We start from the raw sequence: 18,314 nt of genomic DNA on the forward strand, positions 1-18,314 counted from the left end.
GTGGGCATTCCGGCACGTACTGCGTGCTTTTGCGAACGCACATCCATTCGGTCAGCGAATCATGGAGCCGTTGCCTATGATTGATCTCAGGCCGGTTCCAGCTCATCGTCAAAGGACAAGGAGTCGTTCACATGAAAGCTCCTCAACGTTTGGCACGAATCGAGTTGATAGCGCCGTTGTCAGGCGTGATGGTCCAACTCGACACCGTGCCCGATCCAGTTTTCGCGCAGAAGATGGTCGGCGACGGCGTATCGATCGATCCCACTTCGGACGAATTGCTCGCCCCGCTCTCGGGGACAGTCACGCAGCTGCATCGAGCGGCGCACGCGGCGACGATCACCGGCGAAAGCGGTCTCCAGGTGCTGATCCACATCGGCCTCGACACCGTGATGCTGCGCGGGGAAGGCTTCACGCCGCTCGTCAAGGAAGGCGACACCGTCACGACCGGCCAGCCGCTGATCCGCTTCGATCCGGTCGTCGTCGGCGCGCGGGCCGTGAGCCTGCTCACGCAGATGGTCATCGCCAACGGTGAGCTCGTGACCCGCTACGTGCCCGCCACGGGCCTCGTCACGGCGGGCAAGGACGTCGCGTTGACGGTCGAATTCGTCGGCGCCGCCGGGGACGACGCGAGCGGCGGCCCAGCAGGCGCCATCCGGTCAGACGAAATCACGCTGCCGAATCCGCAAGGCCTGCACGCGCGGCCCGCTGCCGTATTCGCCGCCGAAGCCAAGAAATACAAATCCGACATTCGCGTCCTGCGCGGCGACGACAGCGCGAACGCGAAATCCGTCGTCGCGCTGATGGCGCTCGCGACGAGCTTCGGCGACAAATTGCGCGTCGAGGCCGCCGGCCCCGATGCCGGCGAAGCCGCCGCCGCGCTCGCGCGCCTGCTCGCGTCGGGCTCGGGCGAAAAGCCCGGCCACGCGCCCGCGCCCGCCGTTGCCGCGGCCGAACCGGTCGCACCGGCGCGCGCCCCGTCCACGAACGCCAACGAATTCACGGGCGTATCCGCGTCGCCGGGACTCGCGGTCGGCAAGATCGTGCAGTTCCGCCGCGAAGTCATCGACGTGGCCGAGGCGGGCGAATCGCCGCAACGCGAACGCGCACGGCTCGACGCCGCGCATCACGAAGCGCGTCAGCAAATCGAGGCGCTGAAGGCGAATCTGACTGATCCGTCCAAGGCGCAGATCCTCGACGCGCACCTCGAACTGCTCGACGATCCCGATCTCACCGACGCGGCCATCGCCGGCATCAGCGACGGCAAGAGCGCGGGTTTTGCGTGGCGCGCCGCGTTCGAGACGCAGGCGAGCAATCTGGAGAGGGTCGACAACGCGCTTCTGCGCGAGCGTGCGGGCGATATCCGCGATGTCGGCCGCCGCGTGCTGGCGCTGCTCGCGGGCGTAAAGCAGGCGCATATCGACGTGGCGGACGAATCGATCCTCATCGCCGAGGAGCTTTCGCCCTCGGACACGGCCTCGCTCGATCGCAGCAAGGTGCTCGGTTTCTGCACGACGACCGGCGGCGCGACGAGTCACGTCGCGATTCTGGCGCGCTCGCTCGGCATTCCGGCGATCTGCGGCATCGACGAAGATGCGCTGCAATTGCCCGATGGCACGCTCGTCGTGCTCGACGGTTCGCACGGCAGCCTGCGGCGCAATCCCAGTGCGGACGATCTGGCCAAGGCGCGCGAGCGCATCGACCGTCAGACGAAAAAGCGCGAGGAAGAGAAAGTCGCCGCGAGCAAGCAGGCCGTCACGGCGGACGGGCATCGCGTCGAAGTCGTTGCAAATATCCGGAATGCGCAGGAAGCGCGCGATGCGGTCGCGGCGGGCGCGGAAGGCGTCGGACTGCTGCGTTCCGAATTTTTGTTCGATAACCGCGACACCGCGCCGTCGGAAGACGAACAGGCCGCCGAATATTGCGCCGTGGCCGAAGCGCTCGGCCGCGAGCGTCCGCTCGTCGTGCGAACGCTCGACGTCGGCGGCGACAAACCGCTGTCGTACCTGCCGCTGCCGAAAGAGGACAACCCGTTCCTCGGGCTGCGCGGCGTGCGCGTGAGCCTCGATCGTCCCGATATGTTCCGCACGCAATTGCGCGCGATTTTGCGGGCCGCGCCGATCGGCAATCTGCACATCATGTTCCCGATGGTCGCGTCCATCGAGGAAGTGCGCGCCGCCAAGCGGCTTCTTCAGGAAGAAGCCGGCGATCGCATCGACAGCGTCAAGGTCGGCGTGATGATAGAAGTGCCGTCCGCCGCGCTCATCGCCGAGCCGCTCGCGCGCGAAGTCGATTTCTTTTCCATCGGCACCAACGATCTGACGCAGTACACGGTCGCGATGGATCGCGGACATCCGAAGCTCGCGAAACAGGCGGACGCGCTGCATCCGGCGGTGCTGCGTCTGATCGGCATGACCGTCGATGGCGCGCACAAGCATGGCAAGTGGGTCGGCGTGTGCGGCGGCATCGCGTCCGATGCGATGGCGGTGCCGGTGCTCGTCGGCCTCGGCATCGACGAGCTGTCGGTCAGCGTGCCTGCCGTCGGCTCGATCAAGGCGCAACTCGCGCGCCTCACGATGGGCGAAGCCCGCCAGCTCGCGGCAAAGGTAATCACGTTGGGCACGGCCGCCGAAGTGCGCGCCCTGCTCGCCCCGTACGCGGAATAAGCGGAACAAGCGGAGACAAAAAAATGTTCAAAAACGCATTCGGCGTGGTGCAGAAGGTCGGCAAGTCGCTGATGCTGCCGGTCGCGGTGCTGCCCGTCGCCGGCCTCTTGCTCGGTCTCGGCGCGACCGATTTTCATGGCTACGTGCCCGCCATCATCCTCGAACTGATGAAGAACGCCGGCGACGTGATCTTCGGCAATCTGCCGTTGATCTTCGCGATCGGCGTGGCGCTCGGCTTCACGGAAAACGATGGCGTATCAGGAATCGCCGCGACCATCGGCTATCTCGTGATGACGGCGACGCTCGGCGTCATCGCGAAGCTCGAAGGCGTCGAGCCGACGATGATCATGGGCATTCCGTCGATTCAGACCGGCGTGTTCGGCGGCATTCTCGCGGGCGGTCTCGCGGCGTGGATGTTCAACCGCTATTACCGCATCACGCTGCCAGCCTATCTCGGTTTCTTCGCCGGCAAGCGCTTCGTGCCGATCGTCACGGCCATCGGTGCGATCGTGCTCGGCGCGGTGCTGTCGGTCGTGTGGCCGCCGATCGGCGGTGTCATCAAGGCGTTCTCGCAATGGGCGGCGGTCTCCGATCCCCGCACCGCGGCGACCGTGTACGGTTTTGTCGAACGTCTGCTGATTCCGTTCGGTTTGCATCACATCTGGAACGTTCCGTTTTTTTTCGAGGCGGGCAGCTTCCTCGATCCGACGACAGGCAAGATCGTTCATGGCGACATCAACCGTTTCTTCGCCGGCGATCCGACCGCGGGCATTCTGTCGGGCGCCTTCCTGTTCAAGATGTTCGGTCTGCCCGCCGCCGCGATCGCGATCTGGCATTGCGCCAAACCCGAAAAGAAGGTTGCGGTCGGCGGCATGATGGTGTCGGCAGCGCTGACTTCCTTCCTCACCGGCATCACGGAGCCGATCGAGTTCGCGTTCCTGTTCGTCGCGCCCGTGCTGTACTTCATTCACGCGTGTCTCGCGGCGTCGGCGCAATTCGTCGCCAATACGCTGAACATGCACATGGGCTTCACGTTCTCGCAAGGCGCGATCGACTTTTTGATGTTCAACCTGATCGGCAACAAGGCGACGCACGCGTGGTACGTGTTCATCCTCGGGCCGATCTATGCGGCGATCTATTACGTCGTGTTCCGTTTCGTGATTACGCGCTTCAATCTCAAGACGCCGGGACGTGAGGACGATACGGCGGCCACTGCCGCGGTAAGTTCCAGTGGCGTCGGCGGACGCTCGCGCGATCTCGTGCTCGCGTTCGGCGGCCGCTCGAACATCAAGAGCCTCGATGCGTGCATCACGCGCCTGCGCATCACGGTGAACGATCCGTCGCTCGTCGATGATGCAAGGTTGAAGGCGCTCGGCGCTGCGGGCGTCGTGCGCGTCGGCAACGGCGTGCAGGCGATTTTCGGGCCGCTGTCGGAGAACATGAAGACCGACATGCAGGACTATCTGAAGACCGCGGGAAGCGACGCCGATCTGCCAGTGGCGGGCGCAGCATCCACCGCCACAGCTTCCGACGCGATGAGCGCCCCGGCTTCGGCGCCCGCGCAGGATGCAGCGCAGCAGAAGGCGCGCGCGGAAAAGATTCGCGCGGCGCTGGGCGGCGCGGCCAATATCCTCAAGCTCGAACCGCTCGCGGCCACGCGCTTGCGCGTCGCGCTCGGCGATGCGTCGCGGCTCGACGGCGCCGCGCTGAAAGCAGCGGGCGTGCCGGCGACGCAGCCGCTTGCCAACGGCGAAGTCGATCTGATCGTTGGACTCGAAGCGGAGAACCTTGCGGGCGCGATGCGTTGATTCACGCGGGCACGTCGCCCGAGCGCGGCTTTTCCACGGCGTAGTAAGCGAGGCACCCCGCCACGACGCCCCAGAAAGCCGCACCGATACCAAGCAAGGTCACGTCGCTGAGCGTAACGACGAACACGATCATCGCGCTCAGCGGCAACGCCGAACGAAACGCGCTGACGAAAGACTTTTCGAGCACGCCCATCATCGCGAGCCCGGCGAGAATCGCGATATACGCGCCGGGCAGATTCGCCAGCAGAAACACATATGCCGTGGCGAACACGCCGATCGCCACGCATATGACGCCCGCGATCAACGCGCCGATGTAATGCCGGCCATGCGTGCCGCCCGACACGAGAATCGCATTGCTCGGCCCCGCAAGCACCGAAGGACAGCCGCCGAACGGCGCGGTGATCGCGCTCAGCACGCCGCTATAGATCGTCACGAGCCGCAACGACGTGCGATATCCCGATGCCCGCGTCACCGCGATTCCCTGCGCGTTCTGCACGAAAATCACGGTGATGAGCATCGGCAACAAGAGTTGCGAGATCGCGTGAATATCGAAGCGCGGCGCGACGAGCGCAGGCGTCGCCGTCCATGCACCGCCGCTGTGACTCGGCAAACGGAAGCCCGTTGCGAAGAGAATCGCCGCGCCTGCCAGCATCGCGCCGATGAGCGGCGGCATGGGCGCTGCGTTGCGTCGCTCGAGCCACATCAGCCCGAAGAACGCGATCGACATGCTGGCGCCTATGAGCGGCGCGGCTATCGTCGAATGCACGACGGCCAGCACGTACTTGATGAAGAGTCCGGCGATCATCGCCATGACGATCGCCATGGGCACCCATCGGTCGAGCAGCGCGACGAGGTTCGTCACGCCGAGCACGAGCAGCACCGCGGCGCACACGAGATACGTGCCCACGGCTGCGCCGAATCCGTATTGCGCGATCACCGGCGCGGCGAGAATCGCGCCGGGAATCGTCCACAGAAAGAGCAAAGGCTGACGCGTCTTCCAGCTGATGACGATGCTCGCCAGCCCGTTCATTCCGATCGACGCGAACAGCCACGACGATGTCTGCGCGAAGCTCAAGCCGCCCTCGCGCGACGCGGCGATGATGATCGCGACCGGTCCCGTCGCGGAAAAGGTCATGCTCGCGAACGCAAGCGAAAAGTACAAAAGCCATGACCGGCCGATGCCGCTATCGGAAGCGCCGCCAACAGACATGTGTCTCGCTCGAACGGAAGCGTTTTCTCGCGTCGGCATCGACGCAAGAAAATGCTGCGGATTGAAGGGCCGGCCTCAATGCGCCGTCGATTCGGCATGTACGGGCGCACGCCATGCGAGACCGATGATCACGCCGAGCACGCAAAGCGCGCCAATGTACCAGGCGGGGGCCATCGTGATGCCCTGCCGCCCTACCAGAAACGAGGCGATTGCGGGCGCGGTGCCGCCGAAGATCGCATACGCCGTGTTGTACGAGAGCGCGAAACCGGTGAAGCGCACTTCCGGCGGAAAGCTCTTCACGATGATGTAAGGCCCGAGCGTGATCGTCCCGATCAGGAAGCCGCCGAGGATATACAGCGCCCACACGGACTGACTGCCCGCGTTCAGGTTCATGTAGAACGCGCCGGTGACGAGCAGCATCGCGACACTGCCGATCGCATACGCGCGCCCGCCGCCGATCTTGTCGGCTGCCCATCCAGCGAAGGTGCTGCCGACGATCAGCCCGAAGATCGACCACGAGTTGTTCGTGAAGACATCCTTCGGCGCGAAGTGGAACTGCGATTGCAGGAACGTCGGCGTGTAGAGGAAGTACAGCACGAAGATGCCGGAGAACACCCACGTCGCCAGCAGCGAGACGATTACCGCGCCGCGATGCTCTTTCAGCACGACCGCGAGCGGCAGACGCGCATCCGCTTCACGCTTCGCACGCAGCGCTTCGAACACCGGCGTTTCCTGCAGATAGCGGCGCAAATAAACGGAGATCAGACCGAACGCGCCGCCCGCGATGAACGGCAGACGCCAGCCCCAGCTCTTCAGATCCGCCGGCTCCATGTTGCCGATGAGGAACTTCGCCGACAGCGCGCCGAGCAGAATGCCGGTGCAAAGACCCGACATCAGAAGACCGCATGCGAGACCGATACGATCGCGCCTCACATGCTCGGAGCAGAAGATCCACGCACCCGGCACTTCCCCGCCGACCGAAAGACCCTGCAAAACGCGGCACAAGAGAAAGAGCAACGGCGCGACGATGCCGAGCGTCGCATAGCTCGGCAACAAGCCGATGAGCAACGTCGGCGCGGCCATGAGAAAAAGGCTCAGCGCGAACATCTTCTTGCGGCCGATGCGATCGCCAAAGTGCGCGAAGAAGATGCCGCCGATCGGACGCACGAGATAACCCGCTGCGAAGATGCAGAACACTTCGAGCTGCGCGAGCCATTCGGGCGTCTGCGGCGGAAAGAACACGGTGGCGAGCAGCTTCGTGAAGAACACCGCGACGATGAAGTCGTAGTACTCCAGCGCGCCGCCTAGCGACGCCAGCATCAGCGTCTTGATATCGTTGCGTGACATCGACCGCCCATGAATGGCGACGTCGTCCGTCTGTACCGGGGTAGAACTCATCTTTGGCTCCAAACTCTGAGTGAGGTGACGTTCAACGCATTCGCCATTTAATCAGCATGCTGATTATTCATGCGCGCCTTCTTCACCTGCGCATGACCCTGTGCGACGCATCGTTCTATTGACTTCGCGTATTGACTTCAATCATTGACATCCGGCGTTCCAGCCATCAGCATTTCGTCAGTATGCTGACGGATAGATTTGTATCCGGAAAAAATTAGGAGCGCAACTGTGATTGCACCTACAATCTTTAGATTCCTGCGTGGCAAAACTTCTTCGATAAAGGGTTAAGGATGAGTACCGTTGCCGATAAAAAAGCTGCTGTTTCCGATGGCGGCATCGAGACCGGACACTTGTGGCAGCGGCCGGGGTTTCTGATCCGGCGGCTCAATCAGATCCATATCGCGCTCTTCTTCGAGTGCTGCAAGGACTTCGCCATCACGCCCGTGCAGTACGGCTTGCTGACCACATTGAGCGAGCGGCCCGGTCTCGACCAGACATCGCTGTGTGCGGAAGTGGGCGTCGATCGCACGACGATGGCCGACGTGCTGCGCCGTCTGGAGGAACGCGGACTCGTCAAGCGCGAGCCGAGTCCGCACGACGGGCGCCTCAAGATCGCGAACATCACCGCGAAAGGACGCCGCACGATGAAGGACATGTACGGCAGCATGCGTGAAGCTCAAGTCAGATTCCTTGGCCCGCTGAGCCCCGAAGATCGCGCTCATTTCGTGCGAATGATGATGCAGCTCGTCGAAGGCAATAACCAATACGGCCGCACTTCCCTCAAGCATTTCGACTGACTATCGCGTGATATCGCGGCGGTACGTTTCGGGCACGAAGAGCGCGCCGACCGCGAACGACACTACCGCGATCACGATCGGATACCAGAGCCCGAAGTAGACGTTGCCGCGCGCCACAGCCATCGCCGACACCACGAACGGCAGCATTCCCCCGAACCAGCCCGAACCCAGATGGAACGGCAACGATAGCGACGTATATCGAATGCGCGCCGGAAACAGCTCGACCATGAATGCGGCCATCGGGCCGTAGACCATCGCGAGATAAAGCAGCAGAAGCCACATCAGAAATACGACCATTGGCGCGTTGATTTTCGATGCATCCGCATGCGCCGACCAGCCCGAGGCGATCAACGCCTTTTCCAGTTCGCGTTTGTCGCTTCCATGAACGACGATCGAGCCGATTTGCGTCGATGCCGCTTCTCCCGCTTGCAACGGAGCGCGGTCATACGAAACACCCGATGCGCTGAGAAACGAGCGTATGCGATCGCATTCCGTCACTGGCGCGGAGAACAGCGTAAAGCGGCAATCGTCCGCGCGGACCGTTACAGGTGCGCTCTTCTGAAACGCTTCCAACCGAGGATTCGCGTAGTGCGTGAGCGCATGAAAGATCGGTTGCGTCGTCGCGGCGAGCAACAGGCACGCGAGCATCATGATCCACTTTCGTCCAATGCGATCCGATAGCCAGCCGAACACGAGGTAGAACGGGAATACCGCGATCAATGCAATCGCGAGGAACAGGTTCACCGTATTGGGCGCGACTTTCAGCGTGTTCTGCAGAAAGTACATGGAGTAGAAATGTCCAGTGCCGAAGACGACACCCACGCCCGATGCCGTGCTGAACAGCATGATCAACACGTATTTGAGGTTCGCCCATTCGCCGAAGCTCTCGCCTATCGGCGAAGTCGATAACCTGTTCGCGCGCTTCATCTCACGAAAGGTCGGCGATTCGGCGAGCTTCGTGCGCAGATACACCGAGATCGCGAGCAACACGATCGACACGAGGAACGGCACGCGCCAGCCCCAACTCTGGAATGCGGCTTCGTCCATCGATGCACGGCTGATGCTGACCGCCGCGATCGATGCGAGCAGGCCCAGCGTCGCTGTCGTTTGCAGCGAGCTCGTATAAAAGCCGCGCCGATCCACAGGCGAATGTTCCGCGAGATAGGTCGCCGCGCCGCCCGTTTCGCCGCCGAGCGCGAAGCCTTGCAAGAGCCGCAACGCAACGAGCAAGCCAGGCGCCGGCATGCCGATCTTGTCGAACGACGGCAGCAAGCCCACGCCGATGGTCGCGACGCCCATCAACACGATGGTCGCCATGAACGTGTACTTTCGCCCGATGCGATCGCCGAGCCTGCCAAAGAAGAGCGCGCCGAGCGGACGTACGAGGAAGCCCGCACCGAACGTCGCGAGACTCGCGAGAAAGGCCACCGTATCGTTGCCGCTCGGAAAGAACAACGTGCTGAACGTGCCCGCTAGCGCAGCGTAGATATAGAAGTCATACCATTCGAGCAACGCACCGAACGAAGACGCGACGATCAGCGTGAATTCATGACGCGTGACTGCGCGGTGCGACCGCTCCGAAAGAGACGTGGCCATGTCGATCCCATGCGCCCTGGCATCAGGCGAGCCGTGCTACGAGATGATCAAAGATCTTTGAGCAATTCGAGCGCTTCATCACGCTTCATCACGGCAGCGTATTTCTGCGCCATGTCGAAGAGATTCGCCTCGTGCGGCGCAATCGCGCGATCACCGACGCAATCCGACAACACGAATGGACGAAATCCGTATTGCATCGCATCGACGACGGACGACCGCACGCAACCGCTCGTCACTGCACCCGCGACGACGAGCGTTCGCACGCCATGCTGCGTGAGCCATGCCGCGAGCGACGTCCCGAAGAACGCCGATGGCGCTGTTTTGCGCACGACGAGTTCGCCTGCGCGCGGCGTGAGCTGCGGCACGATCGCGCTGTCGTGCGAATCTTCCTTCAGCGCGAGCAGGCCCGGCACTTTCATCGTGAAGACGTTGTGATCGGAGTCATCGTCGGCGAAGACGATACGGCTATGTGCAACCGGCCAGCCCTTCTCGCGCGCATGCGCAAGCAAGGGCACGGTGTTCTCGATGGCTTGCGGAATATTGCCGCCGCCGAACACGTCGGGATTCGCGAAGCCGTTCACCAGATCGACGATCAAAAGGCCGACCGGCGCTTTCGGTTCGAGCGTCGAGCCGAAGCTCTGACGCTTGTAGGTTTCGATATCGTGGGACATGTGCGGGGTTTTCCTGGGTCAGCGGTCGAGGACCACGCCATCGCGCACGACGGCTTCGCCATCGAGGAATACATCGCAATGACGCAGCGGAATGTCGATATGACAGGTCGTCGAGCGGCTGCCGCCGGCTTCGTTATTCGGTCCGAGCGAAAACAGGAAGTTGCCTTCGAACGCGCGCGCATCCATGCCGATGGTCGCCTCGCGATCGTAGAGCCCGAGCGTCGACCAGTGAGCGCGCGGCTGCAGGCCCCAGCCGATATGCGAAATCGCGTAGGCCTCTGCATCGTTGAACGTCGCCATGTATTCGCTTAGCAATTGCGCGTCGATGCCGCCTTCGATGCGCTTTGCATAACCGCCTTCGACGGTCAGTTCAATGCGTTCCTGCACATAGCTTTTCTGCGGCAACAAAATATCGCCGCGCTCGATCGCGATGCGGCCATGCGCCTTGCCATCGTTAGGAAACGTCAGCGCGAATCCGCTTGGCCAGTGATCCCAGCGCCCCGGTTCATCGACGAAACCGTATTCGGCGATCGGTTCGAACTCGCCGAGCGGACAGCGAAAATCCGTCCCCGCGGCGGAGACGATATGCATCTCCTTAGCGCGCGCGATGCGCGCCCGTGCGGCGAGCACGCGTTCGCGATCGGCGGGTGTCGGCACGAGGCGCGTAAGCACTTCGGGTGGCTCGACCGCGAGCAGGATCTTCGTGCCGGCCTTGAGTATGTCGAGTTGCTCGGGCGAGAACAGCAAGGTCATCAGATCGAGCACGAGATCGCTTTCCTTCAACGCGGCAATCGCGGCCCGGTTGCCGGTCAACGGCGTCGTGCCGAGATACGCGAGGGAATCGCGGCTCAACGCCTTCTCGCCGTTCACCGGCGGCAAGTCGAGGCGATTGACGATTGCGCCCATCGCTTGCGTCGCGATCAGTGCGGTCGATAGCGTTTGCGGATGCGTCGACGCGCTCGTGAGAATGGTGACGGTCTGCCCTGCTTCGAGACGCGAGAGCTCGAGCACCTTCGTCCACGCATCGACCATCTGATAATCACTGACTGGCATGATTGCCTCCTTCAACGAGCGTCGGAATGGATGCGCCGAGGAAATCGCCGAGCGCGGCGTGAAAGCCAGCTTCGTCGTCCCACGGAATCATGTGACCAGCGTCACGCACGCGCGTGTGCTGAAGATGCGGCACGAGTGCGCGAATCTCTTCGACGTCTTCGTCGCGCACGACGTCGCCTCTGCCCGCGGTGACGAGCAGCGCGGCAATCCGCAGATGCGCGAGATCGGCGTGAATGTCGTCGGTATGGAAGCCTTCAAAGCTCGCGCGTATCGCGCGTTCGTCACATGTATGAAGCCACTCCGCGCGCAACGCGAGTTGTTCATCGGTCCATGTGGGACAGAAGGCGCGCATTGCGTCGGCCGTCATGCCTTCGCGCGACTGCCGGATAGAATCGATGTACCACGGCAATTGCGACGGATAGCCACGACGTCCCGGTCCCGAAACGGGCGGATCGATCATCGCGAGACGCGTCATGCCCGCGGGCTGCGAACGCGCAGCGCGTATGCCGATGCGCGCGCCCATCGAGTGACCGACGACGCTGTAGCGCTCGAATCCCAAAGTAGTTGCGAACGCAACCAGATCGGCGGCTTGTGCGTCGAGGCTGTAGTCGAGCGAATCCGATGCCGACGACAAGCCTCGTCCGCGCACATCGAGCACATAGGTATCGAACACTTGGCCAATATGCTCCGCGACGAAGCCCCACGTCACCGCAGGACTCGTAATGCCCGGCACGATGATCACCGGATCGAGTCCCGTGCGTGCGCCACCGTAACGCAGATAGTGCTGACGGATGCCATTCGCCTGAACGTTCGCGCCGTACAGATAGGTCGACATGTCGCCCTCGCTCAATATGCGCCGGACAGCAACGCGCCCGCGCCCGGCACGACGGCTTCGAGACCGAGTTGCTTGAGCATCGCATAGGTCGTCGCGACGGCCGCGGTGACGACCGGCTTGCCCGTCATTGCCTCGACCTTCGCGATCACCGGCAACGAAGGCATCTGCACGCATGCCGACAGCACGATGGCATCGGCTTCCTCATATCGCATCGACATGACGATCTCGGGAAGGCGGCTCGGATCATGACGCGCGACTTCGAGATTGTCGGGAATCTCGAGCGCGCGATAGTCGATCACGTCGTAATCCTCATTGCGGATATAGTCGACCACGAGTTCGGTCAACGGCTTCATATAAGGCGTGACGACGACCACGCGCTTCGCGCCGATCACCTTCAATGCATCGACCAGCGCGCCCGCGCTCGTGATGACGGGCGCATCGCCGCCGTTGTCGACGGTGCGCTCGTGCAAGCGCTTTTGCGATACGCGATGATAGCCATGACCCATCGCCATGATCGCGACGAGACACGCATAGCCGAGCACATCGACGCGCGCATCGGAGAGTTCAACTGCGCAGCGGTCCGACTCGGCATCCATCGCGGCGAGTTCTTCCTTCACGACCTTTTTCATCCGCATGCGGCTCGAATGAAACGTGAAGCGCTCGGGGCGAATCGTCTGGCGCGCGAGCAACATCGCGGGAATCTCGGTCTCCATCGTCGTGTTCGAACTCGGCACGATCTGGCCGATGCGGTAGTGCTTGGTCATGTGCTGCTCCATGTGCTTGTGTTCTTCGGGGTGGTCAAAGGCGGAAGAGGCGTTCCGCATTGCCGTGACAGACGAGCGCTCGCGTGGCGTCGTCGAGCGGCGCGCGTTCTATGAAGTCCGCTGCGATCTCCGTCGATTCATACGGATAGTCAACCGAGAACATCACCCCTTGCGCGCCCATTTCGCCGATCGCGCCGATGAGCGCCGGGGCCGAGCACACGCCCGAGGTCGTGATCAGGATGTTGGTGCCGATGTAATCCGAGGGCGCCCGTTCAAGACTCAGGCCATGCGAATAAACCGCGAAACGGCTGTCGAAGCGCCAGCGCAAGAACGGCAGACCTTCGCCCATGTGCCCGAGAATGATCTTCAGATTCGGGAAGCGATCGAACACGCCGCTGAACAGCAGGCGCAGTGCGTGGCTGCCGGTTTCGATGCCCCATCCCCAGGTCGCGCCGGTGAGTTCGGGATGACCGTCGAGCACGCGCGGGCTCACGAATGCATCCGTCGGATGCAGATATAAAGGTACGTCGAGTTCCTGCATCGTCGCCCAGAAGGGATCGTAAGCGCGGTCGTCGTAGTAGGTGCCGAGTGTGTGACCATTGACGAGCGCGCCCTTGAAGCCGAGTTCGCGCACGGCGCGCGTCAGTTCATCGGATGCGGCCTTCGCGGTATGCATCGGCAACGTCGCAAAGCCGCCGAAGCGCAACGGATGACGCGCGATCTGCTGCGCGAGAAAGTCGTTGCTCGCCTTCGCGCGGCTGATCGCGAGCGCCGCATCCGGCTCGCCCTGCACGCTCGGGCCCGTTTGCGAAAGTATCGTGTAGTCGATGCCCGCGCGATCCATTTCGACGATGCGCTGTTCGTCGAAATCGGTCAGGCGCGCGGCGAGATCGCGCAGGACTTCAGGCGCGATGTGCTGCGTGAAGCTCTTCGAATAGCCCTGGAAACCGGGCGTGCTGAAATGCTCTTCCAGGGCGATCTTGCGAATCCGCTTGTTCATTTGAACTCCATTTGATCAGTAGGCTGACGATATGATCGTGCGACGAGCCGGGACCGGCTCATCTCGCGTGCTCAATCGCCCTTTCCGAAAAGCTGTTTGATGCGCGCCCAGATGACGCTCCACACGAGGCTGCCCGCATTGAACTTCGCGGACGATGAGGACAGCGCCGCCTCGGGCGCCGCGTTACCGCCGAGCTGCGCCGTGATGCGCGCGCCGAAATCCGCGATCATCCTGCGCACGAAATCCTTCACGAGGCCCGAACGCGAGAACTGCGCGAGCGGTCCTTGCAACATGTATTCGAGCGTGACCGCGACCCGCGTTTGCCCGCCCCCGCCTTCGCTCGTCAATGCATATGTCACATCGCCATTCGCTCGCGAACGGCTGATGTTGTCCTGCCCCGCTCCACGCATGACCGCGCGATGCGCGGCATCGTCGCGTTCCAGGCGCGCCGCGCCAGCGAAGTTCGCCGACATCGGTCCGAACTTGATCGCGATCTTGCCCTTCACGCTTTCGCCGTCGTGCTCCACGAGTTCCGCGCCCGGAAGACACGACGTGACCGAAGGCAGATCGCCCATGAACGCCCACACCTTGTCGAGCGCGAAGGGAACGACGAAGCTGTCGTCGATTGCGGTCCACCCTTTGCGTTGCGCGGCGGGTTGATCCGTCGATGCAGTGCTCGCGGCCACGGGTGCCTGCGGCGCGGCAACCGGTGTAGCGGCGAACGTCTGAAATGCTGGCGCCGAAATAGTTGCACCGCTAACTATTGCGCGTGCGATAGGCGCATCCGCGATCGGTTCCGCTTTCAGATCGGCGAGAACCGCCTTGATCGCAGCGACGATGCCCATATAGCCTGTGCAGCGGCACAGATTGCCAGACAGTTCGAGCCGGATGCGTGCTTCGTCCGCATCGGGAAAGCGGCGCACGATATCCCGCGCGGTGATCAGCATGCCGGGCGTGCAATAACCGCATTGCAGGCCGTGATGGATCGAGAACGCACGACGCAGACGCTTCATCAGTTCGTCGTCCTCGAAGCCTTCGATGGTGCGTATGTTCTGCTGATCGAAAGCGACGGCGAATGTGATGCACGAGCGCACCGGTTCGCCATCGACGAGCACGGTGCAGGCGCCGCACACGCCGTGCTCGCAACCGAGGTGCGTGCCGGTCAGGTTGTGTGCATCGCGAAGAAAGTCGCCGAGATGCACGCGCGATTCGACATCCTCGCGCACGGATCGATCGTTGATAGTAAGTTCGATGACGGACATGGCAGTCTCTTTAAACCGTATTCGCGTTCGACACGCCGAACGCCTGCAGAAGACAACGTTCGAGCGCTGCGGTATGAATCTGCCGATCGATGCCGTCCGCGTTCGGCATCGCACTCGTCACGGCTTGCGCGAGCGCTTCGCCGTTGGCGGCAGACGGGCCGCGTTGCGCGATCTGCCGTGCGAGATCATCGAGTGCGGCCGGCGGGCCATCGAGCGCGCCGAGCACGATGCGCGCGAGTCCCGTGCGTGCATCGAATGCAGCCGCTGCGCTTGCATGTGCGAATTCGCCGGTCTTGCGGCACAGCTTGTAATAACCCCAGCGAAGCGTCGGACCGAACTTCGGCAGCAACACGGCGGTAATGATCTCGCCGTCAACGAGCAACGTCGTGAACGCACCCAGCATGAATTCGCTCACGCGGACTTGCCGCGCGCCGCCTGCTTTCGATAGCTCCAGACGGGCATCGACAGCGGACAATGCAAGCGGCCAGTCGGCGGCGGGATCGGCATGAGCAAGACTGCCGCCGATGGTCCCGCGATTGCGAATCGCACGATACGCGATGCCGCCCGCCACATGCTGCATGTACGGATGACGCAGCAGTGCGTGCTTGCCGTCTTCGATCTCCGCATGCGTGACCGCCGCGCCGATACGCACGTGATCGCCCGCGTCGCAGACACTGCGCAGGTCCGCGATGCGCGATACATCCACTACGCGGCCAGGCCGTGCAAGCCGCAAGTTAAGCATCGGGCCCATCGACTGACTGCCTGATATCGGCTTTGCGCGAGTCAACTCCTTGAGCGCGTCGGGCAATGACATCGCCCTTACATACTCGAACGCAGCGGCTTTCATCCCGCCACCTCCTGACTGAGTTCTTCCTTGCGCGCCGCCTTGCGAGCCTTCGCGGCCTCGATCGCGGCCAGCAAACGGCGCGGGGTCAACGGCGTTTCTGACACGAGCGCGCCGATGGGCGTGAGCGCATCGTTCACTGCATTGAAGAGTGCAGCCGGCGGCGCGATCGCTCCGCCCTCGCCCACGCCCTTCGCGCCGAATTCCGTATAAGGCGACGGCGTTTCCATATGGATGATCGTCAGCGACGGCAACTCGGTCGGTCCCGGCAACATGTAGTCGGCGAGTGTCGACGTGAGCGGTTGCGCGTTGTCGTCGTAGAGCGTTTCCTCATAGAACGCGGTGCCGATGCCTTGCGCCGTACCACCGATTGTCTGCCCTTCGACGACCATCGGATTGATCATGCGACCGCAATCTTCGACGATCACATAGTCGAGAATCTCGACGTCGCCTGTCTTCGGATCGACGGCGACTGCCGCCGCGTGCGTCGCATAGCTGAACGCGCCGGTATCGACCTTCGGCTTGAAGCCTTGCGTCGCTTCGAGACCCGCGAGATTCACGCCCGCAGGCAAGCGCTCGGGACGGAGATACCATGCAGCCGCGATCTCCTGAATCGTCACGCGGCCCGTTACGCCGATCACTTCACCGTTCTCGAAGCGCACCGCTTCCTGTTCTTCCCCAAGCAGATGTGCGCCGATGAAAAGCAGACGCGGCACGAGTTCGCGGCACGTCGCGGCCACCGCGCCGCCAGCCATCACGATGCTGCGCGATGCGTACGTGCCTGTCGAATACGGCGTAAGCGCGGTATCGCCATGCACGACCTTGATCTTTTGCAGCGGCACGCCGAGCACTTCGTTCGCGATCTGCGCGAGCGTCGTCTCCATGCCTTGTCCGTGCGAGTGGATGCCCGCGCGCAGTTCGAGTCCTCCATCGGCCGTGATACGCACGGTCGCGAGATCGTATCCCGGCACGACCGGCAAGCCCCATGATGCGAACACGGCCGTGCCATGCGCCGATTGCTCGGTGAACGTCGCGAATCCGATGCCGACGAGACGCCCATCCTTCTCGCCCTCTTTCTGCCGTGCGCGCCACTTCGGCACATCGAGTTGCGCCACTGCGCGTCGCAGGCTCTCCTGGAAGTCGCCGCTGTCGTAGTGTTTCTTCACGACATTGGTATAAGGCATGTCCGCGCCACGCACGAGATTGTCATGGCGCACTTCCCACGCTTCGCGTCCGACCGCGCGCGCGATCGCATCCATCGTGAGTTCGATTGCGAAGCACACGCCCGTGCGCGCTACGCCGCGATACGGCAGAAAGCCCGGCTTGTTGGTCGCGGCGCATTGCGTACGGCAGCGATAGCCGCTGAAATCGTAAGGCCCCGGAAGGTTGCCGAGCGCCTGCCCTGTTTCAAGACCGATCGTAAAGGGCCATGCGGAGTACGCCCCGCCGTCGATCAAAAGCTCCGCATCGAGCGCGAGCAGACGGCCGTTTGTATCGGCATAAGCAGTGAGTTCGTAGTGATGCTGACGCGAGTTCGCGCCCGCGATCAAATGCTCGCGCCGATCCTCGATGAAACGAAAAGGCTTCTTGTACGTCAGCGCGAGCCACGCAATGCACAGCTCTTCCTGCTGCAACACGCACTTGTAGCCGAACGCGCCGCCGACATCGGGCGAAATGACGCGCACCTGCGCATGATCGATGCCGAGACATTGCGACAGCACCGTGCGAATCATATGCGGCACTTGCGTCGAGGTGATGACCACGAGTTGCGAATGCGTATGGTCCCAATACGCGAGCACGGCCTTGCCTTCCATCGGCACCATGCATTGACGCGCGAGATCGACCTTCTGCTTGACGACAACGGGCGCGTCCTTCGAACGCTCGTCGAAGTCGATGTCCGCCTTGAGGTCCAGAAAGAGATTGTCCGTCCAGTGATCGTGCACGCGCACGTCGGTGCGTTCGCGAGCGGTGAACGCGCTGGCGAAGGCTGGCAGCTCGTCGAGATCGAGCTCGATTTCCTCGGCGATATCTTCGGCTTGCGCGCGGGTCTTCGCGAAGCACATCGCGACCGGCTCGCCGACGAAGCGCACCTTGCCCGATGCGAGCGGCGGATGCGACGAAGGCTTGTACGTCGGCAGGCTCGAATCGGCGACGATATCCGTGGCGTCGTGCATGTCGTCGCGCACGATCACCTGTGCCGCATGACTCGCCGGCTTGCCGATACGCACGATACGCGCATGCGCAACCGGACTGCGCAAGAACGCGACCTCCTGCAGATCGGGAAACGTGTAGTCGGCGACGAACTTGCCCTTGCCATGAAGATGCCGCTCGTCTTCGCGCCGCCTCACGCGCACGCCGACGCCACCGCTTTCGGCTGGCGCTTCCATGTGTTCCGTGTCACTCATGCGCTCTC

Annotated in this window: 14 protein-coding genes; 3 read left to right on the forward strand and 11 right to left on the reverse strand. The window is 62.8% G+C overall.

The annotated features are described in order from the left end of the window. Positions 1 to 131 precede the first annotated feature (131 nt). The gene (gene ptsP / locus NCS03_RS21440; RefSeq protein ID WP_250529740.1) at positions 132 to 2,663 is read left to right on the forward strand and encodes a phosphoenolpyruvate--protein phosphotransferase; all 2,532 of its coding nucleotides are present in this window, start codon (positions 132 to 134) and stop codon (positions 2,661 to 2,663) included. Positions 2,664 to 2,686: 23 nt separating this feature from the next. Then, a complete protein-coding gene (gene ptsG, locus NCS03_RS21445; RefSeq protein ID WP_250529741.1) occupies positions 2,687 to 4,471 on the forward strand; it encodes a PTS glucose transporter subunit IIBC in 1,785 nt (594 codons plus the stop codon). A gap of 1 nt (position 4,472) precedes the next feature. Here the strand turns inward: ptsG and NCS03_RS21450 are convergent, their stop codons facing one another. Further along, positions 4,473 to 5,681, reverse strand: a complete 1,209-nt coding sequence (locus NCS03_RS21450) for a benzoate/H(+) symporter BenE family transporter (RefSeq protein ID WP_250503242.1) — start codon at positions 5,679 to 5,681, stop codon at positions 4,473 to 4,475. A 75-nt stretch (positions 5,682 to 5,756) separates the two neighbouring features. Beyond that, positions 5,757 to 7,079, reverse strand: a complete 1,323-nt coding sequence (locus NCS03_RS21455; protein ID WP_239294831.1) for an MFS transporter — start codon at positions 7,077 to 7,079, stop codon at positions 5,757 to 5,759. Between the two features lie 290 nt (positions 7,080 to 7,369). Here NCS03_RS21455 and NCS03_RS21460 point away from each other — a divergent pair, with 290 nt between their 5' ends. After that, the gene (locus NCS03_RS21460) at positions 7,370 to 7,876 is read left to right on the forward strand and encodes a MarR family winged helix-turn-helix transcriptional regulator (RefSeq protein ID WP_200889168.1); all 507 of its coding nucleotides are present in this window, start codon (positions 7,370 to 7,372) and stop codon (positions 7,874 to 7,876) included. Here the strand turns inward: NCS03_RS21460 and NCS03_RS21465 are convergent, their stop codons facing one another. The 9 genes from NCS03_RS21465 to NCS03_RS21505 all read right to left on the reverse strand — a co-directional run bounded on the left by NCS03_RS21465 (position 7,877) and on the right by NCS03_RS21505 (position 18,306). After that, positions 7,877 to 9,472 (reverse strand): MFS transporter, encoded by a 1,596-nt coding sequence (locus NCS03_RS21465; RefSeq protein WP_250529742.1) that lies wholly within the window; start codon positions 9,470 to 9,472, stop codon positions 7,877 to 7,879. A 47-nt stretch (positions 9,473 to 9,519) separates the two neighbouring features. Continuing rightward, positions 9,520 to 10,143: an N-carbamoylsarcosine amidohydrolase gene (locus tag NCS03_RS21470; RefSeq protein WP_250521939.1), complete on the reverse strand. Its 624-nt coding sequence runs from the start codon at positions 10,141 to 10,143 to the stop codon at positions 9,520 to 9,522. Positions 10,144 to 10,161: 18 nt separating this feature from the next. Continuing rightward, positions 10,162 to 11,196 carry a 2,5-dihydroxypyridine 5,6-dioxygenase NicX family protein gene (locus NCS03_RS21475; RefSeq protein ID WP_250529743.1) on the reverse strand — a complete coding sequence of 345 codons (1,035 nt, stop codon included), beginning with the start codon at positions 11,194 to 11,196 and terminating at the stop codon, positions 10,162 to 10,164. Beyond that, complete coding sequence (locus tag NCS03_RS21480) at positions 11,183 to 12,031, reverse strand: alpha/beta fold hydrolase (RefSeq protein WP_250521940.1); 849 nt, start codon at positions 12,029 to 12,031, stop codon at positions 11,183 to 11,185. Before NCS03_RS21480 ends, NCS03_RS21475 begins: the two co-directional genes overlap by 14 nt. Positions 12,032 to 12,042: 11 nt before the next feature. Further along, positions 12,043 to 12,795 carry a maleate cis-trans isomerase family protein gene (locus tag NCS03_RS21485; RefSeq protein WP_034471022.1) on the reverse strand — a complete coding sequence of 251 codons (753 nt, stop codon included), beginning with the start codon at positions 12,793 to 12,795 and terminating at the stop codon, positions 12,043 to 12,045. A gap of 34 nt (positions 12,796 to 12,829) precedes the next feature. Next, positions 12,830 to 13,795, reverse strand: a complete 966-nt coding sequence (locus NCS03_RS21490) for an amidohydrolase family protein (protein ID WP_250529744.1) — start codon at positions 13,793 to 13,795, stop codon at positions 12,830 to 12,832. A 71-nt stretch (positions 13,796 to 13,866) separates the two neighbouring features. Next, entirely contained in the window at positions 13,867 to 15,057 is a 1,191-nt protein-coding gene (locus NCS03_RS21495; protein WP_250529745.1) for a xanthine dehydrogenase family Fe-S subunit, read from the reverse strand. Between the two features lie 10 nt (positions 15,058 to 15,067). Beyond that, positions 15,068 to 15,904, reverse strand: a complete 837-nt coding sequence (locus NCS03_RS21500; RefSeq protein ID WP_250529746.1) for an FAD binding domain-containing protein — start codon at positions 15,902 to 15,904, stop codon at positions 15,068 to 15,070. Further along, positions 15,901 to 18,306, reverse strand: coding sequence for a xanthine dehydrogenase family protein molybdopterin-binding subunit (locus tag NCS03_RS21505; RefSeq protein WP_250529747.1), 2,406 nt, complete (start codon positions 18,304 to 18,306; stop codon positions 15,901 to 15,903). The genes NCS03_RS21500 and NCS03_RS21505 overlap by 4 nt, the downstream gene beginning before the upstream one ends. Positions 18,307 to 18,314 lie beyond the last annotated feature (8 nt).

This window comes from Caballeronia sp. ATUFL_F1_KS4A (genome assembly GCF_023630905.1).
Classification (GTDB): Bacteria; Pseudomonadota; Gammaproteobacteria; order Burkholderiales; family Burkholderiaceae; genus Caballeronia; species Caballeronia zhejiangensis.